General features: G+C 69.4%; 11 protein-coding genes and 2 pseudogenes. 4 read left to right on the top strand and 9 right to left on the bottom strand.

Annotated features, from left to right (window positions below; genetic code table 11):
• Nucleotides 1–145: 145 nt before the first annotated feature.
• The 4 genes and pseudogenes from ACZ6I3_RS31275 to ACZ6I3_RS31260 all read right to left on the bottom strand — a co-directional run.
• Nucleotides 146–658 (bottom strand): annotated as a pseudogene (locus tag ACZ6I3_RS31275) (BRO-N domain-containing protein); the annotation flags it as partial.
• A 107-nt stretch (nt 659–765) separates the two neighbouring features.
• Nucleotides 766–1,062: a DUF397 domain-containing protein gene (locus ACZ6I3_RS31270; RefSeq protein ID WP_469419172.1), complete on the bottom strand. Its 297-nt coding sequence runs from the start codon at nt 1,060–1,062 to the stop codon at nt 766–768.
• Complete coding sequence (locus ACZ6I3_RS31265; protein ID WP_469419170.1) at nt 1,040–1,888, bottom strand: helix-turn-helix domain-containing protein; 849 nt, start codon at nt 1,886–1,888, stop codon at nt 1,040–1,042. Before ACZ6I3_RS31265 ends, ACZ6I3_RS31270 begins: the two co-directional genes overlap by 23 nt.
• Before the next feature lie 59 nt (nt 1,889–1,947).
• Nucleotides 1,948–4,086 (bottom strand): SpoIIE family protein phosphatase, encoded by a 2,139-nt coding sequence (locus tag ACZ6I3_RS31260; RefSeq protein ID WP_469419168.1) that lies wholly within the window; start codon nt 4,084–4,086, stop codon nt 1,948–1,950.
• A gap of 167 nt (nt 4,087–4,253) precedes the next feature.
• On the opposite strand from ACZ6I3_RS31260, the gene aspS reads away from it, so the two are divergent.
• The 4 genes from aspS (at nt 4,254) to ACZ6I3_RS31240 (ending at nt 9,113) form a co-directional block, all read left to right on the top strand.
• Nucleotides 4,254–6,017 (top strand): aspartate--tRNA ligase, encoded by a 1,764-nt coding sequence (gene aspS / locus ACZ6I3_RS31255; protein ID WP_469419167.1) that lies wholly within the window; start codon nt 4,254–4,256, stop codon nt 6,015–6,017.
• A 123-nt stretch (nt 6,018–6,140) separates the two neighbouring features.
• Nucleotides 6,141–7,136, top strand: coding sequence for an intradiol ring-cleavage dioxygenase (locus tag ACZ6I3_RS31250; protein ID WP_469419166.1), 996 nt, complete (start codon nt 6,141–6,143; stop codon nt 7,134–7,136).
• A 163-nt stretch (nt 7,137–7,299) separates the two neighbouring features.
• The gene (locus ACZ6I3_RS31245) at nt 7,300–8,643 is read left to right on the top strand and encodes an MFS transporter (RefSeq protein WP_469419165.1); all 1,344 of its coding nucleotides are present in this window, start codon (nt 7,300–7,302) and stop codon (nt 8,641–8,643) included.
• A 50-nt stretch (nt 8,644–8,693) separates the two neighbouring features.
• The gene (locus tag ACZ6I3_RS31240; RefSeq protein ID WP_469419163.1) at nt 8,694–9,113 is read left to right on the top strand and encodes a hypothetical protein; all 420 of its coding nucleotides are present in this window, start codon (nt 8,694–8,696) and stop codon (nt 9,111–9,113) included.
• A gap of 114 nt (nt 9,114–9,227) precedes the next feature.
• Here the strand turns inward: ACZ6I3_RS31240 and ACZ6I3_RS31235 are convergent, their stop codons facing one another.
• From ACZ6I3_RS31235 to ACZ6I3_RS31215, 5 genes and pseudogenes are all read right to left on the bottom strand, one after another.
• A complete protein-coding gene (locus tag ACZ6I3_RS31235) occupies nt 9,228–9,593 on the bottom strand; it encodes a PH domain-containing protein (protein WP_469419161.1) in 366 nt (121 codons plus the stop codon).
• Between the two features lie 125 nt (nt 9,594–9,718).
• Nucleotides 9,719–10,033, bottom strand: a pseudogene (locus tag ACZ6I3_RS31230) (helix-turn-helix domain-containing protein); the annotation flags it as partial.
• Between the two features lie 24 nt (nt 10,034–10,057).
• Nucleotides 10,058–10,336 (bottom strand): hypothetical protein, encoded by a 279-nt coding sequence (locus ACZ6I3_RS31225; protein ID WP_469419160.1) that lies wholly within the window; start codon nt 10,334–10,336, stop codon nt 10,058–10,060.
• A 243-nt stretch (nt 10,337–10,579) separates the two neighbouring features.
• Nucleotides 10,580–12,295: a methionine--tRNA ligase gene (gene metG, locus ACZ6I3_RS31220; RefSeq protein WP_469419158.1), complete on the bottom strand. Its 1,716-nt coding sequence runs from the start codon at nt 12,293–12,295 to the stop codon at nt 10,580–10,582.
• A 169-nt stretch (nt 12,296–12,464) separates the two neighbouring features.
• A complete protein-coding gene (locus ACZ6I3_RS31215) occupies nt 12,465–14,492 on the bottom strand; it encodes a VWA domain-containing protein (protein WP_469419157.1) in 2,028 nt (675 codons plus the stop codon).
• Nucleotides 14,493–14,723: the final 231 nt, after the last annotated feature.

Genomic DNA, 14,723 nt, shown 5'->3' with positions numbered 1-14,723 from the left:
CGGGCCGCCATGACGCTTCGCGCCATGAGTGACGAATACGCCGGCTCCGGCTCCGCCGGAGCAGATGCGGCGACGCTCCGCGTCGCCACCATCAGATTCGCTTCACCCCCGGCGTGAACGACGGGACACTGCGAATGAATCCCGGTAGCGCCGCGTCCGTCCGGGTGCCGCGCTCTTCGAGCCGGACGAGGGCGTCGGAGAGCTGCGCGGGTACGGCGTATGCGGTGGTGCCGGTGGGGGCGGCGGGCTGTACGGGGGCCGGTTCCAGGGAGTAGGAGCCGTCGCGCTGGATGGTGGCGATGACTTCGGAGACCCAGGCCTTGAAGGGCTGCGCCTCCGGCTTCGAGCAGCCGTTGACCAAGCGGATCAGACCCTGAAGATCGATGACATTCATGTCTCGTCGCCACTCCCGACCTGCGGGAACGCTGAGAGAGTAACCTCCAGTTACGCTCTCAAGCGTCTCCCGGTGCTCTGCGGGGACATGGTCCGCGAGAGTTTTCCGAGGATTGCTGTACCCCAGCTCTTTGAGTACATCCGCCGCGGGAAACCAGTGCGTCCCGTCCGGCATCGTCAGCCTCCGCACCCGCGCCCCTGTGGCCGCGTACACGAAGTCGTTGATGTCGATCGCGTCTTTGCGCGTGTTGTTCTGCTCGTTCATCGAGCATCACCTCCGCGTCGGAACGTAGACCTGCGGAGGTGCAACTCGCCTCGATAGCAAGGATGTTCACCCGAAGGTGGACAGAAGCATTGATTCTGTCGACCGCGTCAGCCCTTCACGCCCTCGACGAACGCCGACCACGCGACGGCGCCGATGAGCAGCGCCGGGCCGGTGGGGTTCTTGCTGTCGCGGACGGGGGTGAGGCCGCCCGGGTGGCCGTCGGCCACCTCCAGGCAACTGCCGTTGTCTCCGCCGCTGTGGGTGGACTTGCGCCAGGCGGCCAGGGCGGACGCGTTGACGCGTGCGTCGGCGACTTCCACGCAGTCGCCGTTGTCTCCGCCGCTGTGGCTGGACTTGCGCCAGGCGATGAGGGCCGACGCGTCAGGAATGTGGTGGGCGCTCATGGTTGTCGTAGCCCTCCGCCGCCGATTCGATCAGGTCGAGGGACGCCTCCGGTGGCAGTGCGGCGGCCCTGGTCAGATCGTATGCGTCGCGGTATCGGCGGACCAGGGACGGATCGTCGGTCAGCGAACCGGTGTGCAGCGCCTCCACGTACGCCATGTCAGGCGCGTCGGCGAAACGCATCAGCTTCACCATGCTGTTCATGGTCGCGTGGATTCCCACGCTGAACGGGACCACCTGGACCAGGACCCGGCCGGAGCGCCCCAACCGAGCGATGTGCCGGAGCTGTTCCCCCATGACGGCCGGGCTGCCGACCACGGTCCGGATGACGGCCTCGTTCAGGATCGCCCACATGCGAGGGGTCTCCGGGTGCTCCAGGATGCGGGCCCGCTCCAGCCTGTTGGCGACCTTCTTGTCGATGTCGTCCGCCGTGGCGTGGGGTCGGAAACCGCGGAACACGGCTCGCGCGTACGCCTTCGTCTGCAACAGCCCCGGCACCAGCGAAACCGCGAACTCCTCGATGAACACGGCAAGCCGCTCCGCCTCCGCCGCCTCCTGGAAGTGTTCCGCGAAACGGGCCTTGGCCAGTGTGTCCCGCCAGCGTTCGAAGAAGCCGTCCGTGCCGAGCACCTGGTCCAGGCGCTTCGCGTCCGCGGGGTTGGGTGAGCGGCGGCCCGCCTCGTAATGGGCGATGAGGGACGGCGAGCAGACGACCATCTCGGCCAGTTCCCCCTGGGTCAGGCCCGCTGTCTCGCGTCTGCGGCGCAGCTCGTCGCCGTAGCGCTGCTCGTTGGACTGCCTGCCCTGGGGCCCCGTTCGACCTGTCATTCGGTCAACGGTAGCCGCGCACAGTCACGATGCAGGCACGAAAAGTGAGATTGGTGCGGCTACGGCGACCAGGAGCCGTCGCCCGCGCCGTTCACGGACTCGTAGAGCTCGAACCAGATGGACTTGCTCTCGCCGCGTGGGTCCACGCCCCAGGCGTGCGCGAGCATTTCGATCAGGATCAGGCCGCGGCCGGAGGACGCCAGCTCGCCGGGTCTGCGCTTGTGCGGCAGGTCGTCACCGCCGTCGGTGACCTCGATCCGCAGCCGCCGCTCCCCCACCGCGCCGGTGATCTCGGCGACGAGCAGCGCGTCGGAGTCGGTGTGCACGAGGACGTTCGTCAGCAGCTCGGACAGCAGCAGCACCGCCGAGTCGACCTGGTCCGGCGAGGCCCAGTCGTGCAGCAGCTCGCGCAGCTGCTGCCGGGCCGCGGCGACGCGCTCGGGCTCGGCCTGCGCGACCGTCAGCACCGTACGCCGCACCGGTCTCGCGGCCGTGATGGTGTCGCCGCACCCGCAGCCGTCGCCCTCCCGGCTGAGCAGCAGCATGGCGATGTCGTCCTCGCGGCGGTCGGCCAGTGGGCCGGTGGTGTGGTGCGAGGACGGGCCGTGCACGGCCTGCACCAGGGTGTCGGCGAGTTCCTCCAGGTCGCCTTTGTGGTCTTCAAGGATCACGCGGAGTCGCCGCCAGCCGGTGTCCAGGTCGTGGCCGCCGGTCTCGATCAGGCCGTCCGTGCAGATCAGCATGGTCTCGCCGGGCTCCAGCGCCAGCCGGGTCGTGGGGTAGTCGGCGTCCGGGTCGATGCCCAGGGGCAGGCCGCCCGACGTCGGCCGGGTCAGTACCGTGCCGTCGGCCATCCGGAACGCCGGGTCCGGGTGCCCGGCACGCGCGATGTCCAGCACCCCCGTCGCCGGGTCGACCTCGACGTACACGCAGGTCGCGAAGCGCGGGTCGGAGGAGTCCTCGTCGCTGATGCCGTGCAGGAAGCGGGCGGCGCGGGAGAGGACGGCGTCGGGGCGGTGGCCCTCCGAGGCGTAGGCCCGCAGGGCGATCCGCAGCTGGCCCATCAGGCCCGCCGCCTGTACGTCATGGCCCTGGACGTCGCCGATGACCAGGGCGAACCGCCCGTTCGGCAGCGGGATCACGTCGTACCAGTCGCCGCCGACCTGGAGTCCGCCGCCGGTGGGGACGTAGCGGGCGGCGACGCTCATGCCCGGGATGCGCTGCGAACCGAGCCTCGGCAGCATCGTGCGCTGGAGCCCGTCGGTCAGCGCCCGTTCGCTCTCGGCCACACCCGCCCGGGTGAGGGCCTGCGCCAGCATCCGCGCCACCGTCGCCAGCACCGACCGCTCGTCCGGCGTGAAGGCGACCGGGTAGGTGAAGGCGGCCATCCACGCGCCCATCGTGCGGCCGGCCACGGTCAGCGGCAGGAACGCCCAGGACCGGCGGCCGAAACGCTCGGCGAGCGGCCAGGTCAGCGGATAGCGGGCCTTGTACTGCTCGGGGGAGGACAGATACACCGCCCGGCCGGTGCGCGCCGCCTCGGCGGCCGGGTAGTCCGTGTCCAGCGGCATGTCCGAGAACGGGCTCTCGTCGCCCGTCTGTTGCCCGTGGTGGCCGATGATCGTCAGCCGGTCGCCCGCCACGCCGAACACCGCGAGCCCGTCCGGCGAGAACCCCGGCATCGACAGATTCGCCGTGACCCGCAGCACCTCCTGAGTGGAGCGCGCCTCGGCCAGCGCCCGGCCCGCGTCCAGCAGGAACGCCTCCCGCGAGCGCCGCCAGTCACCGGTGACCGCGCTGCGCCCGGCCACGGTGCCCGGCGTCGGCTCCGTCACCTCCTGGAGGGTGCCGATCAGCCGGTACGCCTTGTGGACCCGGTCGAAGGACGGCTTGGAGCGGCTGCGGACGATCCGCACGATCCGGCCCTGCTCGTCCATGACGCGGATCCGCACCTCGGCGAGGGTGCCCTCGGCGACGGCGAGCTGGACCACGCCGGTGATCTCGTTCCAGTCGACCGGGTGCAGCCGGGCCCTGGCCTGCGCCTCCGTGAGGCTGACCTGCTCGGCGGGCAGCCCGAGCAGCCGTGCCGCCTCGGCGTCGACCGTGACCAGCCCGGTAGCGGTGTCCCAGTGCCAGAGGCCGGTCGCGAGGGCGGCGAGGGCCTCCCCCACGGCGGGCAGGGGCTCGCCAATGCGCATTGCCCTACTTTAAGAAGAGGAGATCGCCCACTGCCACCGAAGACCGAAGTGTGCTCGATCGTTAACAGTGAAGAACTCTGGAGAGCCGATCTTGCCGTGCCCGGTACGCTGGGGACCAGTTTCACGTGAAACACAGACCCCGATCAGCGAAGACTGGATGAACGACGATGCATCGGTACAGGTCCCACACCTGCGGCGAGCTCCGCGCCTCTGACGTCGGCACCGACGTCCGGCTGAGTGGCTGGCTGCACAATCGGCGCGACCTGGGCGGCATCCTCTTCATCGATCTGCGCGATCACTACGGCATCACGCAGCTCGTCGCCCGTCCCGGCACGCCCTCCTACGAGGCTCTCGACAAGCTCTCCAAGGAGTCGACCGTCCGTGTCGACGGCAAGGTCGTCTCCCGTGGCGCGGAGAACATCAACCCCGAGCTGCCGACCGGCGAGATCGAGGTCGAGGTCGGCGACGTCGAGCTGCTCGGCGCGGCCGCCCCGCTGCCCTTCACCATCAACGCCGAGGACGGGGTCAACGAGGAGCGGCGCCTGGAGTACCGCTTCCTGGACCTGCGCCGCGAGCGCATGCACCGCAACATCATGCTGCGTACGGCGGTCATCTCGGCGATCCGGCACAAGATGACGGCGCTGGGCTTCAACGAGATGGCGACGCCGATCCTGTCCGCGACCTCCCCCGAGGGCGCCCGCGACTTCGTCGTCCCGTCCCGTCTGCACCCGGGCAGGTTCTACGCCCTTCCGCAGGCGCCCCAGCAGTTCAAGCAGCTGCTGATGATCTCCGGCTTCGACCGCTACTTCCAGATCGCGCCCTGCTTCCGCGACGAGGACGCCCGCGCGGACCGCTCGCCCGGCGAGTTCTACCAGCTCGACGTCGAGATGAGCTTCGTCGAGCAGGAGGACGTCTTCCAGCCGGTCGAGAAGCTGATGACGGAGCTGTTCGAGGAGTTCGGCGGCGGACGTCACGTCACCTCGCCGTTCCCGCGGATCCCGTTCCGTGAGGCGATGCTCAAGTACGGCTCCGACAAGCCGGACCTGCGCGCCCAGCTCGAACTCGTCGACATCACCGACATCTTCGAGGGCTCGGAGTTCAAGGCGTTCGCCGGCAAGCACGTGCGGGCCCTGCCGGTGCCGGACGTCTCGGCGCAGCCGCGCAAGTTCTTCGACCAGCTGGGTGACTTCGCCGTCACGCAGGGCGCCAAGGGCCTGGCCTGGGTCCGTGTCGCCGAGGACGGCTCGCTGTCCGGCCCGATCGCGAAGTTCCTCACCGAGGAGAACGTCGCCGAGCTGACCAAGCGCCTGTCCCTGGCCGCCGGTCACGCCGTGTTCTTCGGCGCGGGCGAGTTCGACGAGGTCTCGAAGATCATGGGCGCGGTGCGGGTCGAGGCCGCCAAGCGCGCCGGGCACTTCGAGGAGGGCGTCTTCCGCTTCTGCTGGATCGTCGACTTCCCGATGTACGAGAAGGACGAGGAGACCGGCGCGATCGACTTCTCGCACAACCCCTTCTCCATGCCGCAGGGCGGTCTGGAGGCCCTGGAGACCCAGGACCCGCTGGACGTCCTGGGCTGGCAGTACGACATCGTCTGCAACGGCGTCGAGCTGTCCTCCGGCGCGATCCGGAACCACGAGCCGGAGATCATGCTCAAGGCCTTCGAGATCGCCGGGTACGACCGTGAGACGGTCGAGGAGAAGTTCGCCGGCATGCTGCGCGCCCTCCGCTTCGGCGCCCCGCCGCACGGCGGCATCGCCCCGGGCGTCGACCGCATCGTCATGCTGCTCGCCGACGAGCCCAACATCCGCGAGACCATCTCCTTCCCGCTCAACGGCAACGCCCAGGACCTGATGATGGGCGCGCCGACGGAGCTGGAGGAGGCGCGGCTGAGGGAGCTGCACCTGTCGGTGCGCAAGCCGCAGCCCAAGTAGGACTTCTGGCGAACCCGTAGGTGGCTCGGAACCGACGCCGGTTCCGGGCCACTTTCGCGTCCAGGGCTCTCACCCAGCTCTTACTCAGGTTCCTGACAGGCGCGCTCCCTAGCTTCCCTTCTCATGACGGGACAGGAAACGGCCCCAGGGCCGAAACACAAACGGGATCTGACACGCCGTAAGGTCGTCGCCGCGGGCGCCGGTGCGGTGGTGGCGGCGGGCGTCGGCGGTACGTTCGCGGCGGGCGCGTTCGCCGGGGAGGAGCCGAAGGCCACCAAGGGGGCGAAGGCCGCCGGGAGCGCCGGCGAGGTCTGCTACAAGCTGACCTCCGAGACCACCGAGGGCCCCTACTACATCGACGCGGACAAGCTCCGCCGGGACGTCACCGAGGACCAGGAGGGCATCCCGCTCACCCTGCGCCTCAAGGTGATCGACTCCGAGACCTGCAAGCCTGTGGCGAACGCGGCCGTCGACATCTGGCACTGCAACGCGCTGGGCGTGTACTCGGGTTACGAGGACATGGGCAGCGGCGGCGGGGGCGGTGGTGGCGGTACGCCACCTTCCGGTACTCCCTCCGGTACGCCGACCGGCACGCCCACGGGTCCGCCTCCGGACGGTGGCGGCGGCGGAGGCGGGGGCCACCAGGAGCCCACCGACGACGAGCGCTATCTGCGCGGTACGTGGAAGACGGACAGGCAGGGCTTCGTCGAGTTCCGTACGGTCTTCCCCGGCTGGTACCAGGGTCGCTGTGTGCACATCCACACCAAGGTGCACGTCAACGGCACCTGGACCAAGGCCGGTTACGAGGGCGGCACGACCTGCCACACCGGTCAGCTCTTCTTCGACGAGGAGTCCGTGCTGGCGTCCGCCGAGGTCGAGCCGTACTCCACCAACGCCGCGGCTCGCACCACCCTCGACGAGGACACCATCTACCCGGGGAACGGGACCGAGGGCGGGCTGCTGAAGCTCAAGTACCGGAAGAACGCCATCGCCAAGGGTGTCGTCGCCACTCTCACGATGGGGGTGGACCCCGAGGCGGCACACGACGGCACGGATGACGCGGTGCAGCCGGGCGCGTCGGCGTCGGCATCGTCGTCCGCGTCGGCTTCCGCGAGCTGACGGACAGGTGTCGAGGGGCGGACGTCTACAGGGCGTCCGCCCCTCATTCACATACATGTACTTCTGCTCAATCCGTTGACCCGGAAGGCGGGCCTCCATAAGGTCCCTTCGAGAACGCGTACGTGATTGCTGTTCACGTATGTGCACATCGAGGGAGACAACGATGTCAGAAGCCGCGACCGCCATACCTGAGGCCGAGCAGCGAGCGGTGAGCAAGTTCCTGCGCCGCATGCTGCCGATCCTGGTCCTGATGCTGCTGGTCAACCAGATGGACCGGACGAACGTGGGCTTCGTCCAGAACGAACTGCGGGCCGACGTCGGAGTCAGCGCCACCGCCTACGGCCTCGGAGCGGGCCTGTTCTTCATCGGGTACGCCCTGTTCGAAGTGCCGAGCAACATGCTCCTGGAGCGGCTCGGTGCCCGGGTCTGGCTGACCCGGATCATGATCACCTGGGGCGCGGTGATCGTGGCGATGTGCTTCATCCACAACGTGTGGATGTTCTACTCGCTGCGCTTCCTGCTCGGTGTCGCGGAGGCCGGCTTCTTCCCCGGTGTGCTTCTGTACTTCACCCAGTGGCTGCCGGACTCCAGTCGGGGCCGGGCCAGTGCGATCTTCCTGGGCGGCTCGGCGACGGCGTACATCGTGACGGGCCCGATCACGGGCGCGCTGCTGGAGCTGCACGGCGCGGGCGGCATCGCCGGCTGGCGCTGGATGTTCGCCCTCGAAGGAGCCTTCTCGATCCTGGTCGGCTTCATCGCCGGGTTCTTCCTCGTCTCCCGGATCCAGGACGCCAAGTGGCTCACGCAGGAGGAGAAGGACGCGCTGAGCGAGGCGGTGGCCCGGGACAAGGAATCGCGTGACCGCGCACCGTCGGTGTCGCGCTGGAAGCTGCTCTTCCACCCGCAGGTCGCCGTCCTGACCTCGGTCTTCTTCGCGATGGCCCTCACCGGCTACGCGATCACGTTCTGGCTGCCCAGCCTGGTGGAGGAGATCGGCGGACTGTCGCCCTTCCAGATCGGCCTGCTGTCGGCGATCCCGTGGGTCTGCGCCGTCATCGCGATGTACACGATGAGCCACTTCACCGACCGCGCCCCGGACCGCCGTCCCTACCTGGCGATCGCCCTGGTCCTCTCCGCCATCGGCACCTTCCTCGCCACCCTCGGCTCGCCCTGGTTCGGCCTCATCGCCCTCACCCTGGCCGCGGTCGGCGGCAAGTGCGCGGCCACGTTGTTCTGGCCGATGGCCCAGTCGGGCCTCGACCTGAAGATCGCGGCGCCGGGGCTGGCCCTGGTCAACTCCATCGGCAACCTGGGCGGTTTCGTGTCCCCGACGTTGTTCGGCTACCTGAAGGACACGACGGGCAGCACGAACGGCGGCCTCTACACGCTCTCGGCGGCGTCGATCCTGGCGGTGCTGGGGGTGGCGTTCGTACGCCACACGAACCGGGGCGAGCAGCCGGGCACTCGTGGGCGTGCGGGGGCTCCGGGGGAGGCTGCCGTGCGATAGTCGCGACGGCCCGTGGTAAGCGTGGTCGGCCGAACGAGAACGGGGGGCGTGTGGACGACCACGAGGACCAGATCCTGGCCGATGAGCTTGCAGCTCTTGCTGCTGCCGTCGGGGCCTGGGGCGGCTTGACTCGCCTCGTGGCCAAACTGATGCGGAAGAACGTGCACGAGATCGACCTGGTCGTCGCCCTGCCGTTCGAAGACACCGTCGAGCGCGTTGCCTCCGTGCTCGAACGGGCAGGGCGACCGGCCGGCTCTGTGCCGGAGCCGGGTGAGGATCAACGGACGATCCGGGTCGTCGTCGGCGGTGGCGTCGGCGGCATGAACCCGGTGGTCGTCACCGCCCGGGTGACCCAGGGCGGAGCACCCCACTCGGAGGTCAGGCTCCGTGCCGCTGCCAAAGAGGGCTTGATCAGGCAACGGGCGGGTCAGCGGACCGCCATCCGTCTCGCGGCGTTGCTGGTGACTTAGAGGCCCCTCATCTTCCTCGTGACTCGTCATGTCCGTGCTGGGCGGCCCGTGGGGAGAACGACGGCAACTCCTGCGGGCGTCAGCGGACTTCGTGCCCTGCGCAGCGGAAAGCCGTCAGCGCGCCACGAACTGCGTCAGGATCGCCTGGACCTCGTAGATGTCGACGCCCTTGGTGAAGGTCTTCTGGATCGGGAGCTGGGAGCCGGAGAGCCAGATCTTGAGTTCGGCGTCGAGGTCGAAGGTGCCGGCGGTTTCCACCGCGAAGTGGGTGATGCTGCGGTAGGGGACGGAGTGGTACTCGGTCTTCTTGCCGGTGATGCCCTGCTTGTCGATGAGGATCAGGCGGCGGTCGGTGAAGAGGATGGTGTCGCGGATGAGGAGGAACGCGGCGTGGACCTGTTCGCCGTGGCCGAGGAGGCGGGCGTAGTCCTGCTGGGCCGAGGCCGGGTCCACGGTGTGCGCGTTGCCGAACAATGCCATTGGTTTCTCCCCCACTTACTCATGACTGCCCCGGTGCCCGGTGCGAGCCGTCGCGCACCGGCCGAGCGCGATCTTCGCAATGTACAGCGGCTGACTCGAATCGGGTACAGGGGGCAGACCGGCGATCAGGCGGTCGGGGGTGTCCGTTGCCGGAGTTCGCGGCAGTCCTGGCAGTGGCGCGGGTCTGGGCCTCGGTAGCCGCGGTCGCAGTTGTCGCAGTTGCGGAGTGGGTGCCGGACGGATGGGGCCGGTTCGGGGGTGCGGAACGGCGGCGGTGGCGGGAGCTGGGCCGTGAGGCGGTGGGCCAGGAAGGCTGCCGGGCGGTACAAGGGCTCCTGGGGGAGGTCTGTGGTGAGGGCTTCGCGTACGGCGGTGGGGGTGAGGTCGCGTTCCAGCCAGGCGGCGACGCCGGGCGCGAGGTGTTCGGCGTCGGTGGTGGATCGTCGCTCATGTTCGCCTCCGGGTCAGGTTTCGGTCCGGTCCGCGGCGGGTCCCGCGTCCTCGACGAAGAGCTCGTCGACGCTCTCCACGTGGGGCGTCCGGTCCAGCCAGCGGTTGAGGAGGTCGAGGTCGGTGCAGTCGGCGATGCGGTCCCGGGCCTCCTGGGGGACCGAGACGCCCCGTGCTTCGAGGAAGCGGAGGATGGCCTTGGCCTCGCCTCTGGCCTCGCCCTTGGCTTCGCCCTCGAGGTAGGCCTTCTCCATCACCGTGCCCCGGCCGGGGAAGTAGTTGACGAACGTCACGATGTCCCTCCATTTGTCTCCGGCGGGGGTGTCCGGTACATGCCTTCATGGGCTGATGTGACCATGTGGGCTATGTAAGGGGGCAAGAGGCTGTATTTCCGGCGGACGGAAGGCGTTCACTCCTTCGGGGGCCGGAGAAACGTTCGCGCCCTGCCCCCGGTGGGAACCGGGGGCAGGGCGCGTTGCCGTGCGGGCCGAGGAGGGTGGCCAGGCGGGTCTTGCCCTCCTCGTAGTACGCCCGGCCTACTCGGGCTCGCCGCCGAAGCGCTCCTTGTACGAGGCCAGGTCGTCGTCCGTGAGCTTGGCGAAGAGGACCGGCGGGATGGTGAAGGGGGTGCCGGCCGGGACGGTGGTGAGGGAGCCGGCCTCGTCCGCGGTGACCCAGGTCGCCGTGTCGTTCTCCAGGGAGAACGCCTCGCGCATCGTCTTCGCCGACGTCGGGATGAATGGCTCGGAGACCACGGCGTAGAGGTGGATCAGGTTCATCGCCGTGCGGAGGGTGAGGGCGGCGCCCTCCGGGTTGGTCTTGATCTCCAGCCAGGGGGCCTTCTCCTCCAGGTAGGAGTTGCCCGCCGACCACAGGGCGCGCAGCGCGGCCGCGGCCTTGCGGAACTGGATGGCCTCCATCTGCGACTCGTACTCGGCGAGCAGGCGGGCGATCTCCTCGCCCAGCTTCGCCTCCGCCTCGCCGGGCTCGGCGCCTGCCGGGACCTCTTCGCCGAAGCGCTTCTTGGAGAAGGACAGGACGCGGTTGACGAAGTTGCCGAGGGTGTCGGCGAGGTCCTTGTTGACCGTGGCCGTGAAGTGCTCCCAGGTGAAGGACGAGTCGTCCGACTCGGGGGCGTTCGCCATCATGAAGTAGCGCCAGTAGTCGGCGGGCAGGATCTCGAGGGCGTCGTGGGTGAAGACGCCTCGGCGCTGCGACGTCGAGAACTTGCCGCCGTAGTAGTTCAGCCAGTTGAAGGCCTTGATGACGTCGACCTTCTTCCACGGGGCGCGGGTGCCCAGCAGGGTCGCCGGGAACATCACGCTGTGGAAGGGGACGTTGTCCTTGCCCATGAACTGCGTGTACTGGACGTCCGCGCCGGACTTCCACCACCAGGAGCGCCAGTCGCGGTTCTCCGGGTCCTGGTCCGCCCACTCCTTCGTCGCACCGATGTACTCGATCGGGGCGTCGAACCAGACGTAGAAGACCTTGCCCTCGGCCGCCAGGTCGGGCCAGGTGTCGGCCGGAACGGGGACGCCCCAGTCCAGGTCACGCGTGATCGCGCGGTCGTGCAGGCCCTCGGTGAGCCACTTGCGGGCGATGGAGGAGGCCAGGACGGGCCAGTTGTCGGCGCGCTCGTCGACCCATGCCTCGACCTCGCCGGCCAGCACCGACTGGAGGAGGAAGAGGTGCTTGGTCTCGCGGACCTCCAGGTCGCTGCTGCCGCTGATCGCCGAGCGGGCGTCGATCAGGTCGGTCGGGTCCAGGACGCGGGTGCAGTTCTCGCACTGGTCGCCGCGGGCCTTGTCGTAGCCGCAGTGGGGGCAGGTGCCGATGATGTAGCGGTCCGGGAGGAAGCGGCCGTCGGTGATCGAGTACACCTGGCGGATCGCCCGCTCCTCGATGAAACCGTTCGCCTTCAGCTCGCGGGCGATCTCCTGCGTGATCTCGTGGTTCTGCGGGGAGGAGCTGCGGCCGAAGTAGTCGAAGGCCAGGCCGAAGCCGTCGTAGATCGCCTTCTGCTGATCGTGGGCCTGGGCGCAGAACTCGTCGACCGGGATGCCCTGCTCCTTGGCGGCCAGTTCGGCGGGGGTGCCGTGCTCGTCCGTGGCGCAGATGTACAGGACGTCGTGGCCGCGCTGGCGGAGGTACCGGGAGTACACGTCCGCCGGGAGCATGGACCCCACCATGTTGCCCAGGTGCTTGATCCCGTTGATGTACGGAAGGGCGCTGGTGATGAGGTGTCGAGCCATCGCGGGCTGCTCCCAAGTCGCTACGTGGGGTGACGATCTCGTGGTCTCGGTCGTCTACGGAACCTTGAAATCGTAGCTGACATGGGTGCGCCGCCCGCCTCCCCTTTTACTGGGTGAGAAGCGGGCGGCGTCGGTGGAGCGAGGTGGAGCGGGGTGGAGCTGTGCGGGCTTACGGGCGCCAGTTCGCCAGTACGCCCTCGTAGAGCTCCTTGTCCGTGAGCTCGCGGGGGGTTTCGCCGGCGAGGAAGTGGGACGTGTTGGGGGTCTTGAGCTTGCGGAGGTAGTCGAAGGCCTTGTTCTCCGGGTCGCCGAAGGCGACGAAGGAGAAGAAGACGGTGGGGTGGGACTTGGCCGCCTCGGTGAGGGACTGGGTCGCGGGGGTCTTGGCGTCGGGGGCGCCGTCCGTCTGGAAGATCACCAGGGCGGGGGTGCCGGGTGCCGCTTCCTTGCCGTGGTGGGCGAGGACTGCTTCGACCGCGGCGTGGTAGCTGGTGCGGCCCATGCGGCCGAGGCTCGCGTGCAGGGTGTCGATCTTGTTCTCGTGGTCGGTGAGGGTGATCTCGCCGGTGCCGTCGAGTTCGGTGGAGAAGAAGACGACCTGGACCGTGGCCTCGGGGTCGAGGTGGGCGGCGAGGGCGAGGGTCTGTTCGGCGAGGGCCTGGGCGGAGCCGTCCTTGTAGTACGGGCGCATGGAGGCGGAGCGGTCGAGGACGAGGTAGACCTTGGCTCGGGTGCCGGTGAGGTTGTTCGTCTTGAGGGTGGTGGTGGCGGCCTTGTAGGCGGTGGTGAGGCCGGGGGCGGTGGACTTTACGCGGGTGAGGGGGAGGGCGGGGGTTGCGTCGCCCTCGGTCTCGGGTTCGGCCTCGGGTGCGGTGTCGGCCTCGGCTTCGCCTTCGGCCGAGTCGTTCCCACCCGCACCACCCGTGCGGTCATCGTTGTCGGGTGCGGGTGGCCCCTGTGGGGCGGAATCGCCGTCGGCGGGTGCGGGGGCCGAAGCCTCCGGCTGCGGGGTCGCTTCCGGCTCCGGCTCCGGCTGTGCTGCGGCGGGCTCGGGCTCAGCGGCGGCCTGGGGGGCAGGCTCGGCCTCGGCCTCCTGGTTCGCCTCCGGCTTCGCTTCTTCCGGAGCCGCCTCGGGCTCGGCCGCGGCCGGTGCTGCGGCTTCCGCCTCGTCGGCAGCAGGCGGCTGCTCCTCGACGACTGCCGACTCTTCAGCGGCAGCGGGCTCCTCCGCGGCCTCCGGCTTCTCGGTGCCCTCGGGGTTCTCGGCGGCCGTCGGCTTCTCGGTGACCGTCGGCTGCTCCGAGGCTTCGGCAGCCACCGGCTCCTCGGCGGTGGCAGGTTCCTCGGCGGACGTTGGCTCTTCCGTGGCTGCCGTCTTCTCCGAGGCCTCCGCAGCCACCGGCTTCTCGGTGCCTTCGGGCTCCTCGGCGACGGCAGGTTCCTCGGCGGCCGTCGGCTCCTCCGTGGCCGCCTTCTCCGCGGCCTCCGGCTTCTCGATGCCCTCGGGCTCCTCGGTGACCGTCGGCTTCTCGGTGACCGTCGGCTCTTCCGTGGCCGCCTTCTCCGAGGCTTCCGCAGCCACCGGCTTCTCGGTGCCCTCGGGCTCCTCCGCAGCCGCCGGTTCCTCGACGACCGTCGGCTGCTCGGCGACCGCCGGTTCCTCGACGACCGTCGGCTGCTCGGCGACCGCCGGTTCCTCGACGACCGTCGGCTGCTCGGCGACCGCCGGTTCCTCGACGACCGCAGCCTTCTCCGCGACCGCCGATTCCTCGACAGCCGTCGCCTCAGGCGTCTTCCCCGCCTCAGTCGGCTCCGCCTCAGGCGTCTTCCCCGCCTCAGTCGCCCCCGCCCCAGTCCGCTCCGCCCCAGCCGGCTCCGCCTCGTCGGTCTCCGCAGACCGGGTCGGGCGAGGTACCGCTGCCACGTTGTCGAAGGCGGCCGAGACCAGGTCGTGTTCGTCGGGGGAGGAAGTGCGGGGTTCGGGGACGCTTGGTGTGGGGGAGGAGGGGGCGCGTTCGCCGGAGGCGGTCGGGGGCTCCTGGGCGGGTACCTGGGCCCGGGGCGTCGATGTGTCGGCCGGCGGCGTCGCCGTCGGTTCCTCCGTGGTCGTCGTCGGCCGCGCCGCACCCTCCGCCTCGGCGGTCCGTGACTTGCGTGACCGTCCGAACGCGTTCCGCAAGAGAGTGAGAATGCCCATGTGCGCGCAACCCTTCGCGTGAGTTGAAGCCCGTCAATCCCTGGCCAGGACGGACACGTAAGGTTAGCGGCCCTCCTGTGTGATCTTGGGCAGGGTCGGGTGTGCGAGGCACAGACTGTCAAGGGGACATCCGGACTGCGACGGTGTCGCCCTGCCGAATCGAAGCAACTGCCGCACGGATGCCGCAGGTTCACCCGTAGTTCATCCATGCGCCCGGCTCCCGCACGTATG

The sequence above is a fragment of the Streptomyces sp. NPDC041940 genome, assembly GCF_055589465.1.
This window is presented reverse-complemented; position numbering and strand designations above follow the sequence as displayed.

What these genes read in the sequence shown, in the direction of transcription:
- metG (WP_469419158.1), bottom strand. Translation starts at nt 12,295, where the DNA reads ATGGCTCGACACCTCATCACCAGCGCCCTTCCGTACATCAACGGGATC.
- ACZ6I3_RS31270 (WP_469419172.1), bottom strand. Translation starts at nt 1,062, where the DNA reads ATGAGCGCCCACCACATTCCTGACGCGTCGGCCCTCATCGCCTGGCGC.
- ACZ6I3_RS31235 (WP_469419161.1), bottom strand. Translation starts at nt 9,593, where the DNA reads ATGGCATTGTTCGGCAACGCGCACACCGTGGACCCGGCCTCGGCCCAG.
- ACZ6I3_RS31215 (WP_469419157.1), bottom strand. Translation starts at nt 14,492, where the DNA reads ATGGGCATTCTCACTCTCTTGCGGAACGCGTTCGGACGGTCACGCAAG.
- aspS (WP_469419167.1), top strand. Translation starts at nt 4,254, where the DNA reads ATGCATCGGTACAGGTCCCACACCTGCGGCGAGCTCCGCGCCTCTGAC.
- ACZ6I3_RS31245 (WP_469419165.1), top strand. Translation starts at nt 7,300, where the DNA reads ATGTCAGAAGCCGCGACCGCCATACCTGAGGCCGAGCAGCGAGCGGTG.
- ACZ6I3_RS31260 (WP_469419168.1), bottom strand. Translation starts at nt 4,086, where the DNA reads ATGCGCATTGGCGAGCCCCTGCCCGCCGTGGGGGAGGCCCTCGCCGCC.
- ACZ6I3_RS31250 (WP_469419166.1), top strand. Translation starts at nt 6,141, where the DNA reads ATGACGGGACAGGAAACGGCCCCAGGGCCGAAACACAAACGGGATCTG.
- ACZ6I3_RS31265 (WP_469419170.1), bottom strand. Translation starts at nt 1,888, where the DNA reads ATGACAGGTCGAACGGGGCCCCAGGGCAGGCAGTCCAACGAGCAGCGC.